The sequence below is a fragment of the Kordia sp. SMS9 genome (genome assembly GCF_003352465.1).
Taxonomy (GTDB): Bacteria; Bacteroidota; Bacteroidia; order Flavobacteriales; family Flavobacteriaceae; genus Kordia.
The window spans coordinates 2391760-2413212 of sequence record NZ_CP031153.1; the positions used below are offsets into that span (position 1 = coordinate 2391760).

Here is a 21453-nt window from a genome sequence, read left to right on the forward strand (position 1 = left end):
TAGACTTTTTGTAAGTGATGCTATTTTTTAGTTAGCAAGACGCATTTTTTCAAGTTTATAAAACTCTCTAAACGAAATCATACGTTGTTGTTCTTCATCCCAAAGTTTTAAAAACATCATTTTTAGTCCGTCTTTAAACGATAAAGTTGTTACGTATTTTGATAAGATTTTATTTTCTTGGATACACTTTTTTAGGTTGTAATTTGGAATTCGACTGTTTAAATGATGAATGTGGTGAATGCCAATATGTCCCGTAAACCATTCCATCACTCTTGGTAGTTTTAAATACGTACTTCCTTTGATAGCAGACAGTAAAAAGTCCCAATCCTTTTTCCACTTTTTATAGGAAAACTCATGTTGATGCTGAATGTAGAAGAACCAAAATGCAATGATTCCGAAGAAAAATAGAATGATGAATTGCACCGCAAAGAAGTTTGCCCAACCTACTAAATACCCAATAATTAAGTATGGAATGATGATGATGAGGTTATCTTTTAACAGTAATAACGTAGTTTTTTGCCATTTGTTAAATTGTAAGAACGGATATTTCGTAGTTACAATTAGGTAATATGCAGGCGCAATCACGAAAATGACGAGCGGACTTCTGAATATTTTGTATTTGAATTTTCCCCACCAACTTTTCGCGCGGAATTCTTCTACCGTTAAGGTTGGCATATCGCCGATTTGTCTCGTTTCTAGCTGTCCGTTGTGTCCGTGATGGAACGTATGTGTTACCGACCAATATTTGTAAGGTAAAAAACTAAATACACTACACACATAGCCAATAATATCACTTGCTTTCTGCGATTTAATAAAGGAACCGTGTCCGCAATCGTGCTGAATAATGAAAATTCGCACTAAAAAGAAGGCATTTAAAATTCCTAGTAAAATGGTTAGGGTTAACGAAAATTTAAGCGTAAAATACATTAAAACCCACACGGCAATAAAAGGCAAAAAGGAAGATGCCATTTGTCCGATAGCAATTTTTGTATTTTTCTTTCTGTATTTGGCTATGATTGATCTCCAGTTTTTCAGCGCTTCTTTAATCTCTTTATCAATATTTTTTTGCATAATGGAGGAAACTTTAATCTTTAGAATGATTTCAAATTACGACTACAATATATTGCAAATATCGCAATTTGAAAACAATAAATTTACTAAATCGTAAATAAAGAGTAGTTTTGTTCCAGATATGAGAATTATACAAAAATACTTTACAGATATAACAGAAGTTCAAGCCGCACAGTTTGAACAGTTGGAAGCTTTATATAAAAAATGGAATGCACAAATTAATGTGATTTCACGAAAAGATATTGACGAATTGTACCTACGCCATGTGTTGCACGGATTGGCAATTGCGAAAGTGCAACCGTTTGTGGCTGGTTCCAAAATACTCGATGTTGGTACAGGTGGCGGATTTCCTGGAATTCCGCTGGCAATTTTATTTCCAGAGGTCAAATTTGTACTGGTTGATGCCATTGGTAAGAAGATCAAAGTGGTACAAGCTGTTGCCGAAAGTATTGGATTGACGAATGTTTCTGCGCATCATTTGCGTGCCGAGAAAGTGAAAGGCGAGTTTGATTTTATTGTCAGTAGAGCAGTTACCAATATGCCCGATTTTGTAAAATGGGTTCGTAAAAAAGTAGCTAAAAAACAGCGACACGAACTTAAAAACGGAATTTTGTATTTGAAAGGTGGCGACTTAACCGAAGAATTGAACGGTTTTCCAAAAGCAACGTTGTATGATATTCCCGATTATTTTGAAGAAGATTTTTTTGAAACTAAAAAAGTAGTGCACCTTCCATTAAAGTATAAACCTTAAATTAAAATCCCTTATGCAATAATTCATAAGGGATTTTTCGTAGTTAGTTGGTTGGTTTGGTTATTGAAAGTTTTTTTTAAAATGCGGTTGTTATGTTGACGGTAAGTCCAGTGCTTTCTGGTACAAAACGACAAACACCACCAACACAAATCAATCCGCCTCGTTGTCTTCCGTAGTTAAGTCCTATACGAGTAGCACCTCTGGCGTAACTACCTCCAACATTGTAATAGTGAATTTGATCATCTGGATCATCGTTTCCGTAATTGTAAATGTCATTTAGGTAAAATGATAATCTTGGGTTTACATTAAATTCTAGGGTAGCTCCAGCCCAGTTTTTCATGTCGTCTGGTGTCCATAAATGTTGCAATTCAACACGAACCGATCTTCTAGAGTTGATTCGGTATGTGGTTTCTACGACACCAATATTAGAATTTACGACACCAATTTTGTCTACGATATAGCGTTCGTTGTAATATTGATTTACATAGTAAAATATACTTTGCCATTTGCGATTCCATTTTTTACGCACTTCTAAACTATACTCAGAAAAATACTTTGTACCAAAACCAAAATAATCTATTTCGGCTTTTCGATCGGTAAAATTAAAATCTCCTCTTAATCCAGCCCAATACGCAGCATTTACTGCGATTTTTGTCCCGTACTTTCCTCCAAGTGGCGTTCCTTTTTTAAAGTTGTAAAAAACATCAATCTGCCCTCCAATTTCTCCATACTTTAATAAAGAAGGATCTGGAACTGAAATAGTAGGTTGTGCTTGATACACGTATATATTTGTCAATAAATAATCGTGTTGTTTTGTCAATCCTGGTAAATAATTCATGATATTTTCATTGAATACATTTCCAGAAGCTTCCCTTTCAGAGAAGAAACTCATGTTTTCCAGTCTTCTTAATGTTACATCGATTCCTAATCCTTTTTGAGAATATCCAAAGTTTAGTAAAAGTCCATTTCCAGGTTCTACAAAATTAGCTATATATCGTTGTGTATTTACAACGGCATCTTTACTTTTAGTAATAAATTCTATTCCAGAATAAAATGAGTTTCCTGAATAATCAAGTCGTGCAGAAAAGGCATTCGTCATTTCATCAAAGCCAGTATTTTGAAATTCTTCAGGAATATCTTCTTTTCTCCCAACATAGCTAAATCCAGCAGAGAGTGATGAAGTTTCTAATTTGAATACATTTGTAAGATCAATTTCAGAATTAAATCCAAAAATTTCACCTTCTGACACTTCAAAACCATCTCGTTGTCTTGCATACATTCCTGTAAATGATAACGCGTTTGATGGTTCGTACTTTACACGTCCACCTCTAAAAGAGTTATTGATACCTAGTGGTCTGTTTTCCCATCCACGTAAAATAAGTCCGCTTCCAAACTGCTCATAAAAATAACCTGCGGTTACTTCCAGTTTTTTAGTTTTATACATTGCATAATATTGTGCAATGCCTGAATCATCTAATTTTGGGGAATAGTTTAGTAAAGGCATTGGCGCGTATGATTCTACTTGAATTCCTGCAAACCAATTTCCGTAATTATAATCTAATTTTAGGTAATTATTAGATCGTACGTGTTCGTCTTCGGCGAATTTTCCAAGACCCGTATCGTCATTGTACCATTGTACAATGGATTCAAATCCACCAGTAAGGGTTCCCCAGTTTTTTTTATCTTCATCTTCTGTATTTTGTGCAAATCCTACAGCACATATCAATACAAAAGACAAGCATAATAATTTCTTCATGTAAGTTAAAGTTAGTTAGTTTAGTGTTAGGCTGATGTGTAAATAGCGGTGTTATTTGGCGTTTTTCTTTACAACATCATACAATTGGTCTTCTGCGCCAGGAAAGTAGCCTGTGTGGCGAAATACAATTTCTCCATCCTTAATTACAATCACGTGTGGAATCGTAGTAATATTTAATGCGCGTTGTAGGTCTTGATTTTCATCTAAGAGAACTTTATATTCCCAACCTTTACCGTTAATTAGTGGCTTAATTCTTTTTTTAGTTCTAGCATCATCAGTGGCAATGGCGATCAGTTCAACATTCGTTTCATCTTTCCAATCTTCATATACGTCATTTATAGCATCTAGTTCGTTTATACATGGTACGCACCAAGTTGCCCAAAAGCTAAGGATTTTTACGCCTTTTTCTTTGGTAATTTCATTCATGTTTAATGAGCTACCATCTAAATTTTTAACCGTAATATTCGGAATTTTTTTTTGAGCATTTGCCTGTATTGTAAGCATTAAGAATATGCTAACAATACCCATAATTGACTTCATATTTTTTAGTTTAATAGTGAGAATGCTGTAAATATATAAAAGCTAACGTTAAAAAAGCAAGAAAAATAAAATAAATCAATTTTAACATTTTCTCCACATTCTCTATATAAGTTATAGGTTATTTAATTGATTTACTGTTTATTAGATTTTTCTTTTTTTTAACAAAAATTTAATATAAATTAGTCGCCATTATACCATAAACCAAACTTTAATAAACAAAAAAAAGTCTTATGAAAACAAAAAACATTTTTCAATGCCTACTTGTTGTAGCGGCACTATTTACGTACTCATGTAGTAGTGATTCTGACGGAGACTCTGGAGATGGAGGTTCTGGAGGTACATCAGGACTCACTTCAATTACAATCACTGCAAGTCAACTTTCTTTCGAAATTGGAGATTCTGTAACTTTTACCGTAACTGGAAATGATGGATCAAATGTAACGACAGAAGCTACTGTTTTAGTGAACAATAGTTCTATTCAAGGAAATGAATATACGCCAACAGCAACTGGAGGCTATCAAATAAAAGCTACGTATGATGGATTGACGAGTGCTACAATTAATCTTGAAGTAACTCCACCAGTAATCCTTGCATTACGTGTAGAGTCTTCAGCAGACAACATCAAAGTAGGAGATACCGCTGATTTTACTGTTTTTGGAACAAATGCTTTAAATGATGAGTATGATGTTACAAACAGTGCTATAGTATCTGTTGATGGAACAGCTATTGATGGAAACAGATTTATGGCAACTAGTATGGGAACGCTTTCAGCTACAGCTTCAATTGGAGAAATCGTGTCTGATGCTGTTTCAGTAACTGTAGGTGAAGAAACTGCACCAGGAACCTTTCAAAAAACAGTTAATATTATAGATGCAACTGGAACATGGTGTCAATTTTGCCCTAGAGTATCTTACGGAATTGAATTAGTTGAAGATGCTACAGATAAAGCATTTATTATTGCTGCGCATAGCGGTGGAGGTGATGTGATGGAAAACCCAGCTAGTATAGCTTTAGTGAACCAAGTGAATCCTGCGGGAACTTTCCCAACAGCTGTACTTAATGGTACTATCGACTGGGCATTCCCAGAGCCAGACAATGTTGCTCAAGTTACTAACTTAGCTACTGGAACAACATCTAGAGGGTTATCTGTAAACTCATTAGTAGTTGGAGACAACTTGCAAGTATATGTGAGTGCAGCATTTGCACAAGCTATGCCAAACGCTAAATTAGCAGTATATGTTCTTGAAAGTGGAATTGATGCTCCTCAAATAAACGGTACAAGTTACTATGGAGGTGTTAATCCACTTACGGAAGCAGATGGTTTCACACACAATCATACATTAAGAAGTTCACTTACAGCTGTGCTTGGAGATGCTATCCCTGCAGGAAATACTGGTGCAGGTCAAAAGTATACGCAAGTATTTAATGTTCCTATCCCAGCTAGTATTCTTGATCGAAATGAGATATCTGTTGTAGCAATGATCATTGGTGATAACTTTGAGATTGTAGCATCTAACGGAGGTCACACAGGAGTAGACAAAGACTTTAACTAATACTCAATTATAATTAGCTAGAATTATTTTAATTCTTTATATAAAAGCAGCTCTACGGAGCTGTTTTTTTTTGTGACATTTATGCGCTGAATGTAAGTTAATACGAATTTTACTATGAGATGCAAAAAATTCGCAGTGTTCTATTATGCCAAAGCAACTTCACTTTTTATAGTAGAATTGGAATAATTATGGTAAAACCGTAGGGGAAAATGTGAGTTATTAGTTACATTTAGTTGTTATTAACCACAAAACTTATTATCATGAAAAAAAAGTCATTAAAAAAAATTAGTTTAAACAAGAACGTAGTTTCAAATTTTAAGGTAGAGCAATTAAAAGGAGGAGCACTTAGTGATTTATGGCATCAAGACGAAGATGGATACTGGGTATGTTGTACTTTTTTTGGACCATGTTAAATCTGTAAACTGATTTTACCATCAATAACAATAGCATAAAGAATAAAAAAAGCTGAAGAGTTTATCTTCAGCTTTTCTATATATTATATATGGTATATTATCCTAAAAACGGATATCTATAATCTGTTGGTGTTACGAACGTTTCTTTGATTAATCGTGGAGAAACCCAACGCAATAAGTTTTGTGCAGAACCTGCTTTATCATTGGTTCCCGAAGCTCTGGCACCACCAAATGGTTGCTGTCCTACAACTGCTCCAGTTGGTTTGTCGTTTACGTAGAAGTTTCCAGCACAGTTTTCCAAGGCTTTTGTAGCTTCATCAATCGCATAACGATCTCCAGAAAATACAGCGCCCGTTAATGCATATTCAGAAGTTTCATCAACTAACTTTAACGTGTCTGACCAATCTGCATCGTCATAAACATAAACAGTCATCACAGGACCAAACAACTCAGTTTCCATGGTGGTATACTTTGGATCTGTGGTTACAATTAAAGTGGGTTCAATAAAATATCCTTTCGATTTGTCATAGTTTCCACCAGCAATAATTTCTGCATTTGCATCCGTTTTTGCTTGATCGATGTATTTTGCTAATTTATCAAATGAACCTTCATGAATTACCGCTGTAATAAAGTTTCCTAAATCAGCAGGCGACCCCATTTTGAAAGAAGCAATATCTTCCTTTACATAGTTTAGTACTTCATCAGCAATTGATTTTGGTAAATATGCTCTGGAAGCGGCACTACATTTTTGTCCTTGAAATTCATAAGCACCACGAGAAATTCCTGTCGCAACTTGTTTCGGGTTTGCACTTGGATGCGCAATGATGAAATCTTTTCCACCAGTTTCACCTACAATTTTTGGATAGGTTTTGTAGGTGTGAATGTTGTTTCCAATTTTCTTCCACAACTCTTTAAATACATACGTAGAACCTGTAAAATGCACTCCGGCAAAGTCTGGACTTTCCAAAATGGTGTCTGTAATCATTACGGGATCGCCATACACAACGTTGATAACGCCATCTGGCACACCAGCTTCTTTAAAAATATCTACAATTACTTTGGCAGAGAAAATTTGACTGTCACTTGGTTTCCAAACAACCGTGTTCCCCATCATTGCAGCACTTGCAGGCAAGTTGGCAGCAATTGCCGTAAAGTTAAAAGGAGTAATTGCGTATACAAATCCTTCCAATGGTCTGTATTCTACACGATTCCAAATTCCTTCTGCTGAATCTGGTTGCTCTTCATAAATTTGCGACATAAATTCTACGTTGAAACGTAAAAAGTCAATCAACTCACAAGCTGCATCAATTTCTGCTTGGTGTACCGTTTTTGATTGCGCAATCATCGTAGAAGCATTAATCTTTGCTCTGTAAGGTCCAGCGATCAATTCAGCAGCTTTTAAAAAGATAGCTGCGCGTTGTTCCCATGTCAATTGAGCCCATTTTTTTCTAGCTTCCAAAGCACTTTCAATCGCTTTTGTTACATGTGCTTTTTCAGCTAAATGATACGTTCCTACAACATGTTGATGATCATGCGGAGGCGACATTGTGTTGGTGTTTCCTGTTTTAACTTCCTCGCTACCGATGTACATTGGTACATCTACGTTTCCGTTAAAATAGGCTTCGTATTGTGCCACAACCGCAGCTCTTTCAGGACTTCCTAGAGCATACGATTTTACGGGTTCATTAATGGCTGTTGGAACTTGAAAAAATCCTTTTCCCATAGGTGATATTTTTAATTGAGTTATGTTTTGAATTCGAGCCGCAAAGATACAAAAAAAATGCTCCTTATGAACAGCTATAATTTCTCCATGTTTTTCTAGTTTTTTATTGATTTTGAATGTGTTCAAAGGTGTGAAGTGTACACAGTTTTTATGTAGAAGGCAAGAAAAATCTATAGTCTTAAAAGAAAAATCAACTTGAAATAAAATAATTTTCAACAAGCATTTGTAAAATAGTATATTTACTCACACAACCATTCACAATACAAAAAGATGCAACACATACACAAAAATGATATTTCTGAATTGGAGAAAAGCAAATTGGACGTTTTACTGAAAGAATACGAAATTACGAATGCTAAAATTGAGAAGTTTGTGGGAAGTCAGTTTTTGTATACACAAGGTTCGTTAGCGCTGGCTGGCGGTTATGTTCTTTTTTTAGTAGAAGGTGTTAAGTTGATTGATCAATCTGTGACAACTGGTGGCGGAACAAAGTTGTACATTCAGTTTTTGCCGTTTTTAGTGTTGATTATTTTAAGTGGAATTTTGTATCAATATCAACGCACGATTGTGTTGCAAGGATACAAGCAGTATTTGGAGTTTGCTATCAATAAAATTGTGGGAAAAAATTTGATGTCGTACGGTCAAATTGGTGTTAAAAAAATGCTGCAAAGAAATCCGATTGCGTTGATGAATTCGATTATTTATGGACTTGTCTATTTGGCTTCCTGTGCTTTTGCATATTACAAACCGTCAGGAACAGAAGAACCGCGATGGATTGTATATCACATTGTTGCTTTTATTTTGTTTTTGATTATTGCTTTAGTAAGCACAAATGGAAACACGAAAAAAGTGAAGAAGATGGCAATGGCGTATTATGAATCAGAAGAAATAGTGGGAAGTGAATGATGTTATTTGTGTCTTTTTGCTGAAACTACAAGTGTTTAGAGCGATTTAGTAAAGTAGAATCTTTATTTTTGTGAAAATCACAAATCAGATGCAAGAGTTTTTTCTCTCCAAAATTAAAGAAGCGTTACCGAAAAATACTTCCTTAAACGATACAGTTGCGGAGGTGTTAGACATTAGTTATGATGCCGCGCACCGACGTACAAGTTTGAAAAGCAAATTGTCACTCGAAGAAGCTATCAAATTATCACGTTATTTTAATTTTTCTATTGATCAGTTATATGAAATTGGGTTGCAAAATGTAGTTGCGGTTGAAAAAACGCAGATTATTTCAACGCAAGAAGATTTAGAGCAATATTTTAAGGCTTCTCATGAAAATTTACAACAGATTTTGGCAATGAAAGGTTCTGAGATCATTTATTCCGCCAAGGATTTGCCAATATTTTACACGTCTTCGGATAATGTGCTATCGCGATTTAAAATATATGTTTGGTTGCAATTGTTGAGTGAAGATCAACATGTACTTTCGTTTGACAACTTTGCGCCATCGGTTTCATTAGTCGCTGCAGCTTCTAGTTTGGGCGAGTTGTATGCGAATTTAAAAGTCACCGAAATTTGGGATATTACCACGATTAATAGTACGTTGAAGCAAATTCACTTTTATTACAAATCTACCTTATTGTCAGAAGTGATGGCGTTGCAATTGTGCAATGATTTGCGCACTTTGATTGAAGCGATAGAGTTGAAAGTTGCCAATGATGACCACTATCAATTGTATTACAACGAATTGTTATTGATGAACAATACAGTATTGGTAAAAACGCCTGTTATCAAAACCTTGTTTGTTCCGTATACAATTCTTTCGTATTACAAAACCAGCGATACGGAAACATTGTTGCAAGTGGACAAACATTTGCAACGACAAATGCGAAACTCCAAACTATTATCTGCCGCAGGGAAAAAGGAGCAGCGTATCTTTTTCAATAAAATGTATAAAAAAATTGGAGCGTTGCAGTATTTGATTAAAGCGGAAAATGTGTTGGATTTTGAATGATAACTTAGACGCACTTTCGCTCTTAGACTTATTTAAAACTTTAGAATTCTTTGAAACGTCCTTGCAAGGAAGCATGACGCGGCAATCTGTTTCTTTTTAAAACTGCTTTTTGTTTGAAACGGTATATGCATATTGCCTTTATATTTCAAGAGTTCTTTGTCACAAATGCACAAATTTAGACACTCTTGCTTTAAGATCGCTTTTGTCAATTCAAAAATTTAAAAAATCAACGATTCAAGGTTTTTTTGGAACTCTTTTGAAAACTAGTGTTGTCTTATACCAATTTACACATAAAATGATGTTTATAAACTCGTTCATTCAGCATTCTATTTCCTTGCGATTATTTTCCGTAGCTAAGGCTATGCAAAACATTATCAGCGTTCTACAATGCCAAAGCAACTTCGCTTCTTTAGTCGCATCTTACAGTAAAATAGGTATAAGATTTTAGTTTACGTTATTTATGTATTAAAAAAAGAAAATTGTATTTTCAGCTACACTCAATAAAATGTATTATCAAAAAGTCTTTGAAGAAATCTAATAGCTAATCAGCCGTATTAGTGCTAATTTTTATAGTTTGAAATTCTAAAAGTAGGCGCATTGAGCGAAGTCGAAATGCAAATCAATTCAGTGCAAAAGGAGCACTCAGCTTAAACGTAGGAATAAAAACTCGGAATTTCTTTGTAGTAGTGAAATTCACCATATTATAATGTCCGCGCATGGCTCCAATAGGAGAAGCTAAGAGGCAACCCGATTGATAGGTGTGTGATTCTCCAGGTTTAAGTACAGGTTTTTTTCCAATTACACCTTCGCCATCTACAATTTCAACACTATTTAAAGCATCAAAAATTTGCCAATGTCTGGACGTTAATTGTACTGAATCTTTGCTCTGATTCTCTATGGTAATTTGATACCCAAAAGCAAAATGCATCTTGTAGTTTTTGAAGAATGTACCTTCAAAACTCGTCTCTACGGAAATCTTTATGCCTCTCGTAACCTGTTGAATCATTGTTTGTAGTTAATTCGTTTGCACTATTTTTAATTACATCTTTTTTAAATCGAGGTATAATCAAAAATACAAATTTTATAGCTATGATCTTACAAGTCGTTAAAATTTTAACGATTTTATAGGAAAAACAGCTTTTTTTAGTTTTTAATTACTGTTGAATTGGTTGTGCCAATACCAATCACACGATCGTAAATTTCTCCAAATCTTCTAAAGTACACTACTATTAAATAGTCGTTTTCAGTTTCAAAATTAGAACCGCTAATTTTAGAGGAATCTACTTCGCCTTTTTCATTTACGACTACATATTTATAATTGTAAAATCCTTGTTTTAGCAGTAATTGTGCTTCATACATGTCTGTTTCAGGATTGAAAAATAGTTGATTTTCTTCACTAATTGCATGATTGTTAAATCGCCCAACAACATACACTTTACTTCCTGTTAAGTCCATAAAATTCTGCAATGAAAAGTGAATAAACGCATAATCGGCTTCAATTGACGGATCGGTTCCTACGATAGTATTCACTAAAAAATCACCATTAATATCAGGATTAAACGTGTATTCCTGTCCTGCACGCGTAATATCGGTATGTAAATAATTATGATATAAATCGCGTAATTCAATGCTGGCAACACTTACATTACCACCACGGATTTCTTTATTTTCAAAATTAAGGTATTCATTTCCGCCAGGAAAACTTGTTTCCGTGTTGTAGCGATACACAAATCGTGTTCCTAAGGTGTATTGCGGTGTAATGTTGTAAATGGCAGTTTTCCAATCATAATTCTGTAAAATGGCAACTTTCAATTCACGTTCAGGATTGCGAAGGCGTAAACTGGAAGCATTAATTTCAAATTGAATCAATTGATCTTCTTCTATCGTACTCAAATCGCGCGTTCTATGTACTGCGGCGCCCACGCCAATGGAGTTTTCATACACAATAAATCTGCGGGAAAACATCAATTCGTCTTCATCGTCATAAATAGAAAGCATGTAATTTCCTGTCAACAATAAGGTTGTAAACTGATTTGGAATCGTCAATCGGTAATTGGAATATAATTGTAACGTATTGAACGAATTTTCATAATTAATAATGCGTTGGTTGTCCATACCGCGCATATATTGTGCTTTTGCGAGATTGGAAGGTGTCCAATCATAATTGCAATGTACAATCTTATAATAATAGTCCGCTTCATCGCCATTAATATCATCAAAAGTAACTCTTAACGGTTCTCCAAGTTGTAGTAATGGAAATTGATCACCTTGATTCGTTCCAATAAGATCAATACTTTTAATAAAATATGGAGGTTCAACTTCTACAAGTGGTTCTCTTTGTGCGTGTAAACATAAGCTACAGAGTAAAAGTGTTAAAAAAATACTAAAGGTGCGTACTGTCATTCGTTTCAATTTTCTACAAAGATACGCAAAATGCATGCCTAAACGCAGAACGCCTGTAGGCAGCGGCAAAACATCCTTAAAAACACTTAATTTAGAATGAGTATAAATAAATTTTATAGTTCTATATTGGCTTTTAGATGAGGCTATAAATGTTTAAATTTGCACGATTTTTAGATAAAAAATTCATAACTATGTCAAAAGACATTCGCATAAAAAAAGGCTTAGATATTAAGCTTGTTGGCGAAGCAGAAAAAACTACAGTAGCTGCAAAAGCAAGTAGTTATTATGCGATAAAGCCCGAAGATTTTCACAGTATCATTCCTAAAATGTTGGTGAAAGTCGGTCATAAAGTTAAAGCCGGTCAGGCACTTTTCCATTCCAAATTAGACGAAGCATTACTATTTCCATCTCCTGTAAGTGGAGAAATTTCAGAGATTGTTCGTGGAGCAAAACGTAAAATTTTAGAGATTAGAATTTTAGCAGATGCCACACAGACACATCATGATTTTGGAAAGAAAGATGCTGCAAAAATGTCTGGTGATGAGGTTAAAAAACACTTGCTTGCTGCAGGTTGTTGGCCTTTCATCAAGCAACGTCCGTATGATGTCATTGCAGATCCAGCAAAATCGCCAAAAGCAATTTTTGTTTCTGGACATGACAGTGCGCCGTTAGCAGCAGATTTGGAATATACCTTAGCAGGAAAAGAAGCAGAATTGACTGCAGCTTTGACAGCATTAACCAAACTTACTGAAGGAAGCGTTCATGTTGTTACAAAAAAAGGAGGCAATTCTCCTTTGGCAAATGTAGCAGGAACTTCTTCTCATACCGTTTCTGGTCCGCATCCAGCAGGAAATGTTGGAACGCATATCAATAAAATTGATCCTGTAAACAAAGGAGAAGTTGTATGGACAGTAGCTGCCAAAGACCTAGTGATTATCGGTGAAGTGTTGCTTTCAGGAAAGTTTAATGCTACACGCACCATCGCGATCACTGGTTCACAAATAACAAAACCACAGTATGTAACTGCTATTGCTGGTGCCAACATTAAAGATTTGGTAGCAGACAATATCAATTTAGATAACACGAGAGTCATTAGTGGAAATCCATTGTCAGGAAAGCAGGAAAGTGCAGAAGGCAATATCGGTTTCTATGACAACCAAATCACAGCGATTCCAGAAGGAGACGACTACGAATTCTTCGGATGGAACAAGCCTATTTTTGATAAGGTGAGTGTGTCGAGAGCATTTACATTTTCATGGTTAAAGCCAAACAAAAAATACGATCTCAACACCAATACAAACGGAGAGCACAGAGCATTTGTGACTACAGGAACTTTTGAGCAAGTATTCCCGTTAGATATTTATCCAATGCAAACGTTGAAAGCATGTATGTATTCAGATTTAGACGAAATGGAAGCTTTAGGAATGTATGAAGTAGCTCCAGAAGATTTTGCATTGACAGAATTTGTATGTGTGTCAAAACAACCACATCAAAAAATTATCAGAGAAGGTTTAGATTTAATGCTTAAAGAAATAGGATAGAGCTATGAGCTTAAAAGACAAATTACACAATTTAAAAGAAAAGTATAAAGGGAAAAAAATGGCGCCTGCATTCAATGCATTGCACACATTTTTATACTTGCCTAACGAAACTACGCACAACGGAACGCATGTAAAAGCGGCTGACGATTTAAAGCGTACGATGAACACTGTTATTCTTGCATTGGTTCCATGTTTAATCTTTGGAATTTTCAATGCAGGATACCAACACTATTTAGGATTGGGTGAAATTGAAGCGTCTAATGGATTCTTAGGAAGTACATTTTGGACGTTTGATAACTTAATTCACGGTGCATGGAAAGTATTGCCTTTAGTAATTGTTTCTTATGGTGTCGGATTGGCAGTAGAATTCTTATTCGCGGTCATCAAAGGACACGAAGTAGAAGAAGGATACTTAGTAACGGGAATGTTAGTACCATTAATTGTTCCAGTTGATATTCCATTATGGATGTTGTCTGTAGCGGTTATTTTCGGTGTTGTCATCGGGAAAGAAGTTTTCGGTGGAACAGGAATGAACATCTTAAATCCAGCATTAACCATCAGAGCCTTTCTATTCTTCGCCTATCCAACATGGATGTCGGGAGACAAAGTATGGGTGAGTGAAGCTGTTGAAAGAGATCAACTAATTGCTGCAGGACAAAATGTCGATGCTATTTCAGGAGAAACTGTACTAGGATACTACGCAAAAGCAGGACAAGAACTCACTATAGCAGGAACCAACGGAGGAACAGACATTGTAACTACGTATGGAGATAGAGCTGCAGATTTATATTCGTATTCAGATATGTTTTGGGGATTAATTCCAGGATCTATTGGAGAAACGTCTAAATTCTTAATCATCTTTGGTGCCTTATTCTTAATCTTTACCAAAATTGGAAGTTGGAGAATCATGCTAAGTACTGTAATTGGTGCCTTAGTGATGGGATTAATTTTCAACGGCGTTGTAGATGCAGGAATTATCGGAGAATCGAGTAAATTTTACGGATTAATGAGTGTTCCTTTCTGGCAACATTTAATTATAGGAAGTATCTTGTTTGGAGCGGTTTACATGGCAACAGATCCAGTAACTGCTTCGCAAACAAACAAAGGAAAATGGATTTACGGGTTCTTAATTGGTTTCATTTCGATTATGATTCGTGTGTTCAATCCAGCATATCCAGAAGGTGTATTCTTAGCAATATTGTTAATGAATGTATTCGCACCAACCATTGATCACTACGTGGTTCAATCGAATGTGAAGAAAAGAATGAAACGTCTAAAAGTAAAAACAGCTTAACGATGGAAAAAAGAACAGATAAAAATTCATATACCGTTATATTCGCCATTGGAATGGTGTTGGTAGTGGGAGCAATACTTGCGTATTTAGCTTCTACATTCAGACCGATGATCGCAGAAAATGAGCGTTTGGAAAAGCAACAAAACATCTTGTATGCTATGGGCGTTAACAACAACGAACCAGGAAGTGCAACGTTTGTTTCTACACAAGATGCTCCAAAATTATTTCAACAATACATCAAAGAGCAACTTGTTATTGAAGATGGAGAAGTAAAAACAGACGATCAAGCGTATTTAATCGATGTTAAAAAAGAGCAAACCAGAGCAAAAGCAGGGAAGTCCAGAAGACTGCCTTTATTTGTAGGTGAAAAAGATGGAAAGAAATTCTACATCGCACCCATTAGAGGAAAAGGACTTTGGGATGCCATTTGGGGATACATTGCTATGGACGAAAATATGGTAGTTCAGGGTGTATACTTCGATCACAAAGGAGAAACACCAGGACTAGGAGCTAACATCAAGCAGCGTTACTTTATGGATGATTTCTCTGGAGAACATTTATTAACAGATTCAGGAAGTTTCAAAGGAATTACAGTTTCAAAAACAAACGCTGACCCTACGAATAAAGACAAAGAAGATTACGAAGTTGATGCGATTGCAGGAGCAACTATTACAGGTGACGGAATTTCAGCCATGATCAAAAAAGATTTAAGGTTGTACGTGCCATATTTTAAGAACTTAAAAAATAGAGGATAAGCCATGGCAAAAGATAGTAAGTTAATATTAGATCCATTAACGGACAATAACCCAATCACAATTCAAGTATTGGGAATCTGCTCTGCATTGGCAATTACAGCAGAATTAGAAGCATCGATTGTAATGTCTATCTCCGTACTATTTGTAATGGGAGTTGGAAACGTCGTAATATCTTTGATGCGAAACATCATTCCTTCAAAAATTCGAATCATTGTACAGCTAATTGTAGTGGCAACACTAGTAATTATTGTAGATCAAGTACTAAAAGCCTATGCGTACGAATTGAGTAAAACGTTGGGAGCTTTCGTAGGTTTGATCATTACAAACTGTATCATTATGGGACGATTTGAAGCATTTGCTTTAGGAAATGGACCTTGGAGATCATTTTTAGACGGAATTGGAAACGCACTTGGTTATGCAGTTATCTTAATTATTGTAGGATTCTTTAGAGAATTGCTAGGTTCTGGAACATTATTAGGAATCCAAATACTCGGAGATCCAGTAGCAAAAACAGGATTATATGCATTTGGATATGAAAATAACGGATTCATGTTGTTATCTCCAATGGCATTAATCGTAGTAGGAATTATTATTTGGATACAACGTTCAAGAAACAGAGCTTTAATCGAAGACTAAAAAATAGTAGTGAGCTATTAGACATGAGAATTGAGACTTCTCAATACTAACAACTCAAAACTCAATACTAAAATATATGGAACATATAGAATTATTTTTCAAATCAATATTCATAGATAACATGGTATTTGCAACGTTCTTAGGAATGTGTTCGTACTTAGCGGTATCTAAAAAAGTAACGACTGCTGTTGGATTGGGAGCTGCGGTAATCTTCGTATTAGCCATCACAGTACCGTTAAACTGGTTGCTAGACCAATACATCTTGCAACCTGGTGCTTTAACTTGGTTGGGCGCAGAATATGCTGACTACGATTTAAGTTTCTTATCGTTTATCATGTTCATTGCAACCATTGCAACCATGGTACAATTGGTAGAAATCATTGTAGAAAAGTTCTCTCCGTCACTCTACAACTCTTTGGGAATATTTTTACCACTAATTGCGGTAAACTGTGCCATCTTAGGAGGTTCATTATTCATGCAATCAAGAGAAATTGCTACCTTAGGATTGGCGACTACTTATGGCGTAGGATCAGGAATTGGATGGTTCTTGGCGATCTTAGCCATCGCAGCTATTCGTGAAAAAATCAGATACTCGGATGTGCCACCACCATTAAGAGGTTTAGGAATTACCTTTATCATTACGGGATTAATGGCTATCGGATTTATGAGTTTTGGAGGCATGTTAACAGGAGGAGATGAAGCAGAAAAGCCAAAAGAAAATACGGCTCAGATCGAAACTGTAAAAGACAATAGTACTACAAAAGAAATCGCTAACAATACAAAAGTAATTAATTAGTATGATGATATTACAAGCAAGTACAACAGGAACAATCGTAGCAACAGTTAGTGCCTTTTTACTAATCACATTAGTACTCGTTGCACTATTGTTATATGTAAAACAAAAACTATCACCATCAGGACCCGTAAAAATTACGATCAATGGTGAGCGCGAAATAGAAGTTGCTTCAGGAAGTACACTTTTAACTACGTTAGGAGGCGAAAAAATATTTTTACCATCTGCTTGTGGTGGAGGTGGAACTTGTATTCAGTGCGAATGCCACGTATTAGAAGGTGGAGGAGAAGCATTGCCAACAGAAGTGCCACACTTTACAAGAAAAGAACTAAAACACGGCGCACGTCTCGCTTGTCAAGTAAAAGTAAAGCAAGACATGAACATTACAATTCCAGAAGAAGTATTTGGAATTAAAAAGTGGGAAGCAACCGTAGTTCGTAACTACAACGTAGCATCATTCATTAAGGAATTTGTTGTTGAAATTCCAGAAGATATGGGATACAAAGCTGGTGGATATATTCAAATTGAAATTCCTCCATGTGAGATAAAATACGAAGATATTGACATTACGGCGCATCCAGAAGAACACGAAACGCCAGACAAATTTCAGGCAGAGTGGGACAAATTTGGATTATGGCCGTTAGTGATGAAAAACAATGAGGTAGTAGAACGTGCGTATTCAATGGCTTCTTTCCCAGCAGAAGGACGCGAAATCATGTTGAATGTGCGTATTGCAACACCGCCATGGGACAGAGCTAAAAACCAATGGATGAATGTAAATCCGGGAGTAGCATCGTCGTACATCTTTGCACAAAAACCAGGAGACAAAGTAACTATTTCTGGCCCTTACGGGGAATTCTTCATTAACGAATCAGAATCAGAAATGTTATACGTTGGTGGTGGAGCAGGAATGGCGCCAATGCGTTCACACTTATACCACTTATTCAAAACGATTAAAACTGGAAGAAAAGTAACGTATTGGTATGGAGGTCGTTCCAAGCGCGAGTTATTCTACATAGAACACTTTAGAGAATTAGAAAGAGACTTTCCAAACTTTAAATTCTACATGGCACTTTCTGAACCATTAGAAGAAGACAACTGGAAAGTGAAAACAGATATCAATGACGAAGCAGGAGATGGTTTTGTAGGTTTCATTCACAACTGTGTAATTGATAACTACTTAAATCATCATGAAGAGCCAGAAGACATCGAATTATACTTCTGTGGGCCACCATTAATGAACCAAGCCGTTCAAAAAATGGGAGAAGACTTCGGAATTCCAGACGAAAACATCCGATTTGATGACTTTGGAGGATAAAAATCGTCCACAAACAAACACAAAAAAAGGATCGCAACAACAGCGATCCTTTTTTTATACCTTCATATCTACGTTTCATCGAAAAAAGGGATATAACTAAAGAATAATCTGTGTATCTTTAAGAACTAATATTACAACACTAAAATGACGCGTACACTACTATTACTAGTATTTCTTTTCTCCTTTGGAAGTACAATTGCACAAAAAAAAGCCATTACTCACGACGATTATGATTTGTGGGAAATTATTACAAATACTCAAATTTCCGTACAAGGAAAAATAATTGTTTCAACAATTAAAAAGAACACGCGAAGAGGTGACGGCTATTTGGAAATTTACAACAATCAAACTAAAAATAAAGCACGTTATTTCAACGGTGATGAGAGCGCCATAACAGAAGATGAAAAGTTTGTTATCTTTCAAAAAAAGGTAAAATACGCAACCAAACGTATAGAGAAGAAAGATAAAGTTAAAGAGAAAGATCAACAAAAAGAGGTGCTTTACATTTACGATGTTGCCAACAATGCCATCTATGATTCCATTACACGTGTAAAATCGTATACACTTCCGTTGAGAAATAGTAATTACTTTGTTGTAGAAAAATTCAAAAACAAAAAAGATTCCATCAAAGGAGACAGTTTGCCCGCTTGGAAAAACAATTACGCGCTTGTATACGATATAAAAACAAAACAGCAAGATACTATTTTTGACATCAAAGATGTAACGGTTCCTAGAAATGGAAATACATTTTACTACACCACCAAACATAAAAAACGTAAAAAGAAAGCCAAAGCTATACACGCATACAATACTGCTACAAAAACCAGCAAAGTGATTGATAGTTCATGGTATGATTACAAAAAACTAAGTGCAAACAAGCTTGGCAATCAACTCACATTCATTGCAGACAGTGATTCTACAAAGACAGATTCTTCAACTTTCAAATTGTATGCGTACAAAAATGATACATTGAAATTATTATTAGATAACGAAGATGCATATTTAGGAAAAAATGAAACCCTAAGTGGTACTAAGCAACCTTTCTTTTCTGAGAATAGTAAGCGACTGTATTTTTATTCTAAAGTAAAAAGCTTACACAAAAAAGATACGACACTTTTAGACGACGAAATTCCTGAAGTAGATGTATGGAGTTGGAATGACGAGATAACACAGCCACGACAAAAGGCAAATAGCAGCACATACAAAGAAGATACGCGACTGTATAGTTACAATGTAGAAAAAGAACGGTATGTAAAACTTCAAGATGATGTTATTGACAATATCACACTATTTGGTAAGTACCAAAAAAAATATGTGATAGGAGTCGATTATACTCCGTATGCAACGGAAACATGGAAGTCACCTACGGAGCGTGATTATTATGTAATTGATATAGAAACAGGGAAGAAACGACTGCTTTCAAAAAGAATAACTTCCTCTATAAATATGGCGCCCGATGGAAAACATGGATTCTATTTTGACAGAAATACTTACGATTGGATTTCTGTTGATTTGGAAACATTGCAAATGCGCAACTTAACTCAAAACCTAAAAGTAGCGTTTGAAAATGAACGAAATGATATTCCTGCATCTGCAAGAGCATACGGTAATGGAGGTTTTGACAAAGAAGGAAATCTACTCTTATATGATCGATATGATATTTGGAAAGTAGCACTTGACGGATCAGCAAAACCCAAAAATATCACCAGAAAAGGAAGACGAAAAAAGACGGTGTATAGAACTAAAAAATTAAACCGAAAAAACTGGCTATTTGCTTCATATATAGATGGAAAACTATTGCTTTCTGGATTCAACGAAGAAAATAAAACAAGCGGTATATATTTGCTAGATGATGGAAAATTAATAGAACGAATTCCATCAGATACACACCTAATTTCTAGCTATCAAAAAGCTGAAAAAGCGGATGTATTCACATTTACAAAGCAAACGTTTGCAAAATATCCAGATGTATCTGTAACGACAGATAATTTTAGATCACACACAAAAATCACAGCACTAAATCTACAGCAAAAAGATTTTAAATGGGGAACTTCCGAATTGACTTCTTGGAAAGCCTATGACGGAACCAAACTCGAAGGAATCATTTACAAGCCAGAAGATTTTGATCCGAATAAAAAATACCCATTAATGGTATATTTCTATGAAAGAAACGCCGATAACTTGAATTATTATTATTCGCCAAAACCAAGTGCTTCTACGGTAAACTATCCGTATTTGGTAAGCAATGATTATATTGTATTTGTGCCAGACATTGTATACAAAACAGGTCAGCCAGGTGATGACGCCTACAATTGTATTGTTTCTGGTACCGAAGCGATGGAAAAGAAAGGATATATTGATAGCAGTCGCATGGCAATACAAGGACAAAGTTGGGGCGGATATCAAGTTGCCTACTTAGTGACCAAAACCAACAAATACAAAGCTGCAATGGCAGGCGCACCTGTTAGTAATATGACATCAGCCTATGGTGGAATTCGTTGGGGAAGTGGCTACAGCAGAATGTTTCAATATGAAAAAACACAAAGTCGCATTGGTAAAAACCTGTGGGACGGATTTGATTTATATGTGAAAAATTCGCCATTATTTCACTTGCCAAATGTGGAAACTCCACTGCTCATCATGCATAACGACAATGACGGAGCGGTTCCGTATTATCAAGGAATAGAACTCTTCATGGGAATGCGACGCCTAAAAAAACCTGCGTGGTTACTTGTATACAACAACGAAGCACACAACTTGCGTAAAATGAAAAACAAGCAAGATCTTTCTATCAGAATGATGCAATTTTTTGATCATTACCTAAAAGATGCACCTGCGCCCACGTGGATGACCAAAGGTGTTCCAAGAGCTGAAAAAGGCATCAACTTTGGGTATGAGCTTGACAAACAATAAAATATAAAAAAGGATTGCTGTAAAAGCGATCCTTTT

General features: G+C 35.6%; 18 protein-coding genes. 12 read left to right on the forward strand and 6 right to left on the reverse strand.

The features are described from left to right. Positions 1-27 precede the first annotated feature (27 nt). Complete coding sequence (locus KORDIASMS9_RS10390; RefSeq protein WP_240321169.1) at positions 28-1071, reverse strand: fatty acid desaturase; 1044 nt, start codon at positions 1069-1071, stop codon at positions 28-30. Positions 1072-1192: 121 nt separating this feature from the next. Here KORDIASMS9_RS10390 and rsmG point away from each other — a divergent pair, with 121 nt between their 5' ends. After that, complete coding sequence (gene rsmG, locus KORDIASMS9_RS10395; RefSeq protein ID WP_114902784.1) at positions 1193-1822, forward strand: 16S rRNA (guanine(527)-N(7))-methyltransferase RsmG; 630 nt, start codon at positions 1193-1195, stop codon at positions 1820-1822. 76 nt (positions 1823-1898) lie between these two features. On the opposite strand, the gene KORDIASMS9_RS10400 is transcribed toward rsmG, so the two are convergent. Next, entirely contained in the window at positions 1899-3578 is a 1680-nt protein-coding gene (locus KORDIASMS9_RS10400; RefSeq protein WP_114902785.1) for a DUF6029 family protein, read from the reverse strand. 51 nt (positions 3579-3629) lie between these two features. Continuing rightward, on the reverse strand, positions 3630-4118 hold the full coding sequence (locus KORDIASMS9_RS10405; RefSeq protein WP_240321170.1) for a TlpA disulfide reductase family protein: 489 nt from the start codon (positions 4116-4118) through the stop codon (positions 3630-3632). Between the two features lie 230 nt (positions 4119-4348). Between KORDIASMS9_RS10405 and KORDIASMS9_RS10410 the strand changes: the two genes are divergently transcribed. Beyond that, positions 4349-5671 (forward strand): Omp28-related outer membrane protein, encoded by a 1323-nt coding sequence (locus KORDIASMS9_RS10410; RefSeq protein WP_114902787.1) that lies wholly within the window; start codon positions 4349-4351, stop codon positions 5669-5671. A 260-nt stretch (positions 5672-5931) separates the two neighbouring features. Continuing rightward, positions 5932-6084 (forward strand): hypothetical protein, encoded by a 153-nt coding sequence (locus tag KORDIASMS9_RS23215; RefSeq protein WP_162819874.1) that lies wholly within the window; start codon positions 5932-5934, stop codon positions 6082-6084. Between the two features lie 97 nt (positions 6085-6181). Here the strand turns inward: KORDIASMS9_RS23215 and pruA are convergent, their stop codons facing one another. Next, entirely contained in the window at positions 6182-7807 is a 1626-nt protein-coding gene (gene pruA, locus KORDIASMS9_RS10415; protein ID WP_114905207.1) for an L-glutamate gamma-semialdehyde dehydrogenase, read from the reverse strand. Positions 7808-8077: 270 nt separating this feature from the next. Between pruA and KORDIASMS9_RS10420 the strand changes: the two genes are divergently transcribed. After that, positions 8078-8713, forward strand: a complete 636-nt coding sequence (locus KORDIASMS9_RS10420; RefSeq protein WP_114902788.1) for a hypothetical protein — start codon at positions 8078-8080, stop codon at positions 8711-8713. Between the two features lie 88 nt (positions 8714-8801). Then, positions 8802-9764 carry a hypothetical protein gene (locus KORDIASMS9_RS10425; protein ID WP_114902789.1) on the forward strand — a complete coding sequence of 321 codons (963 nt, stop codon included), beginning with the start codon at positions 8802-8804 and terminating at the stop codon, positions 9762-9764. Positions 9765-10383: 619 nt separating this feature from the next. Here the strand turns inward: KORDIASMS9_RS10425 and apaG are convergent. Together apaG and KORDIASMS9_RS10435 are read right to left on the reverse strand one after the other, a co-directional pair. Next, positions 10384-10770 carry a Co2+/Mg2+ efflux protein ApaG gene (apaG, locus tag KORDIASMS9_RS10430; RefSeq protein WP_114902790.1) on the reverse strand — a complete coding sequence of 129 codons (387 nt, stop codon included), beginning with the start codon at positions 10768-10770 and terminating at the stop codon, positions 10384-10386. Between the two features lie 137 nt (positions 10771-10907). Further along, positions 10908-12167, reverse strand: coding sequence for a DUF5103 domain-containing protein (locus KORDIASMS9_RS10435; RefSeq protein ID WP_240321171.1), 1260 nt, complete (start codon positions 12165-12167; stop codon positions 10908-10910). 191 nt (positions 12168-12358) lie between these two features. Between KORDIASMS9_RS10435 and KORDIASMS9_RS10440 the strand changes: the two genes are divergently transcribed. From KORDIASMS9_RS10440 to KORDIASMS9_RS10470, 7 genes are all read left to right on the forward strand, one after another. Further along, positions 12359-13708 carry a Na(+)-translocating NADH-quinone reductase subunit A gene (locus KORDIASMS9_RS10440; RefSeq protein ID WP_114905209.1) on the forward strand — a complete coding sequence of 450 codons (1350 nt, stop codon included), beginning with the start codon at positions 12359-12361 and terminating at the stop codon, positions 13706-13708. Between the two features lie 4 nt (positions 13709-13712). After that, complete coding sequence (locus KORDIASMS9_RS10445; protein ID WP_114902791.1) at positions 13713-15002, forward strand: NADH:ubiquinone reductase (Na(+)-transporting) subunit B; 1290 nt, start codon at positions 13713-13715, stop codon at positions 15000-15002. A gap of 2 nt (positions 15003-15004) precedes the next feature. Then, the gene (locus tag KORDIASMS9_RS10450) at positions 15005-15757 is read left to right on the forward strand and encodes a Na(+)-translocating NADH-quinone reductase subunit C (RefSeq protein ID WP_114902792.1); all 753 of its coding nucleotides are present in this window, start codon (positions 15005-15007) and stop codon (positions 15755-15757) included. 3 nt (positions 15758-15760) lie between these two features. Continuing rightward, positions 15761-16393 carry an NADH:ubiquinone reductase (Na(+)-transporting) subunit D gene (locus tag KORDIASMS9_RS10455; protein WP_114902793.1) on the forward strand — a complete coding sequence of 211 codons (633 nt, stop codon included), beginning with the start codon at positions 15761-15763 and terminating at the stop codon, positions 16391-16393. A 76-nt stretch (positions 16394-16469) separates the two neighbouring features. Then, the gene (gene nqrE / locus KORDIASMS9_RS10460) at positions 16470-17189 is read left to right on the forward strand and encodes an NADH:ubiquinone reductase (Na(+)-transporting) subunit E (protein ID WP_114902794.1); all 720 of its coding nucleotides are present in this window, start codon (positions 16470-16472) and stop codon (positions 17187-17189) included. Positions 17190-17193: 4 nt separating this feature from the next. Continuing rightward, on the forward strand, positions 17194-18504 hold the full coding sequence (gene nqrF / locus KORDIASMS9_RS10465; RefSeq protein ID WP_114905210.1) for an NADH:ubiquinone reductase (Na(+)-transporting) subunit F: 1311 nt from the start codon (positions 17194-17196) through the stop codon (positions 18502-18504). A 144-nt stretch (positions 18505-18648) separates the two neighbouring features. Then, positions 18649-21417 (forward strand): prolyl oligopeptidase family serine peptidase, encoded by a 2769-nt coding sequence (locus KORDIASMS9_RS10470; RefSeq protein ID WP_114902795.1) that lies wholly within the window; start codon positions 18649-18651, stop codon positions 21415-21417. Positions 21418-21453 lie beyond the last annotated feature (36 nt).

Bases quoted from the DNA above. Each gene is read 5' to 3' on its own strand.
- KORDIASMS9_RS10390 (WP_240321169.1), bottom strand. From the start codon at position 1,071: ATGCAAAAAAATATTGATAAAGAGATTAAAGAAGCGCTGAAAAACTGG.
- rsmG (WP_114902784.1), top strand. From the start codon at position 1,193: ATGAGAATTATACAAAAATACTTTACAGATATAACAGAAGTTCAAGCC.
- KORDIASMS9_RS10400 (WP_114902785.1), bottom strand. From the start codon at position 3,578: ATGAAGAAATTATTATGCTTGTCTTTTGTATTGATATGTGCTGTAGGA.
- KORDIASMS9_RS10405 (WP_240321170.1), bottom strand. From the start codon at position 4,118: ATGAAGTCAATTATGGGTATTGTTAGCATATTCTTAATGCTTACAATA.
- KORDIASMS9_RS10410 (WP_114902787.1), top strand. From the start codon at position 4,349: ATGAAAACAAAAAACATTTTTCAATGCCTACTTGTTGTAGCGGCACTA.
- KORDIASMS9_RS23215 (WP_162819874.1), top strand. From the start codon at position 5,932: ATGAAAAAAAAGTCATTAAAAAAAATTAGTTTAAACAAGAACGTAGTT.
- pruA (WP_114905207.1), bottom strand. From the start codon at position 7,807: ATGGGAAAAGGATTTTTTCAAGTTCCAACAGCCATTAATGAACCCGTA.
- KORDIASMS9_RS10420 (WP_114902788.1), top strand. From the start codon at position 8,078: ATGCAACACATACACAAAAATGATATTTCTGAATTGGAGAAAAGCAAA.
- KORDIASMS9_RS10425 (WP_114902789.1), top strand. From the start codon at position 8,802: ATGCAAGAGTTTTTTCTCTCCAAAATTAAAGAAGCGTTACCGAAAAAT.
- apaG (WP_114902790.1), bottom strand. From the start codon at position 10,770: ATGATTCAACAGGTTACGAGAGGCATAAAGATTTCCGTAGAGACGAGT.
- KORDIASMS9_RS10435 (WP_240321171.1), bottom strand. From the start codon at position 12,167: ATGACAGTACGCACCTTTAGTATTTTTTTAACACTTTTACTCTGTAGC.
- KORDIASMS9_RS10440 (WP_114905209.1), top strand. From the start codon at position 12,359: ATGTCAAAAGACATTCGCATAAAAAAAGGCTTAGATATTAAGCTTGTT.
- KORDIASMS9_RS10445 (WP_114902791.1), top strand. From the start codon at position 13,713: ATGAGCTTAAAAGACAAATTACACAATTTAAAAGAAAAGTATAAAGGG.
- KORDIASMS9_RS10450 (WP_114902792.1), top strand. From the start codon at position 15,005: ATGGAAAAAAGAACAGATAAAAATTCATATACCGTTATATTCGCCATT.
- KORDIASMS9_RS10455 (WP_114902793.1), top strand. From the start codon at position 15,761: ATGGCAAAAGATAGTAAGTTAATATTAGATCCATTAACGGACAATAAC.
- nqrE (WP_114902794.1), top strand. From the start codon at position 16,470: ATGGAACATATAGAATTATTTTTCAAATCAATATTCATAGATAACATG.
- nqrF (WP_114905210.1), top strand. From the start codon at position 17,194: ATGATATTACAAGCAAGTACAACAGGAACAATCGTAGCAACAGTTAGT.
- KORDIASMS9_RS10470 (WP_114902795.1), top strand. From the start codon at position 18,649: ATGACGCGTACACTACTATTACTAGTATTTCTTTTCTCCTTTGGAAGT.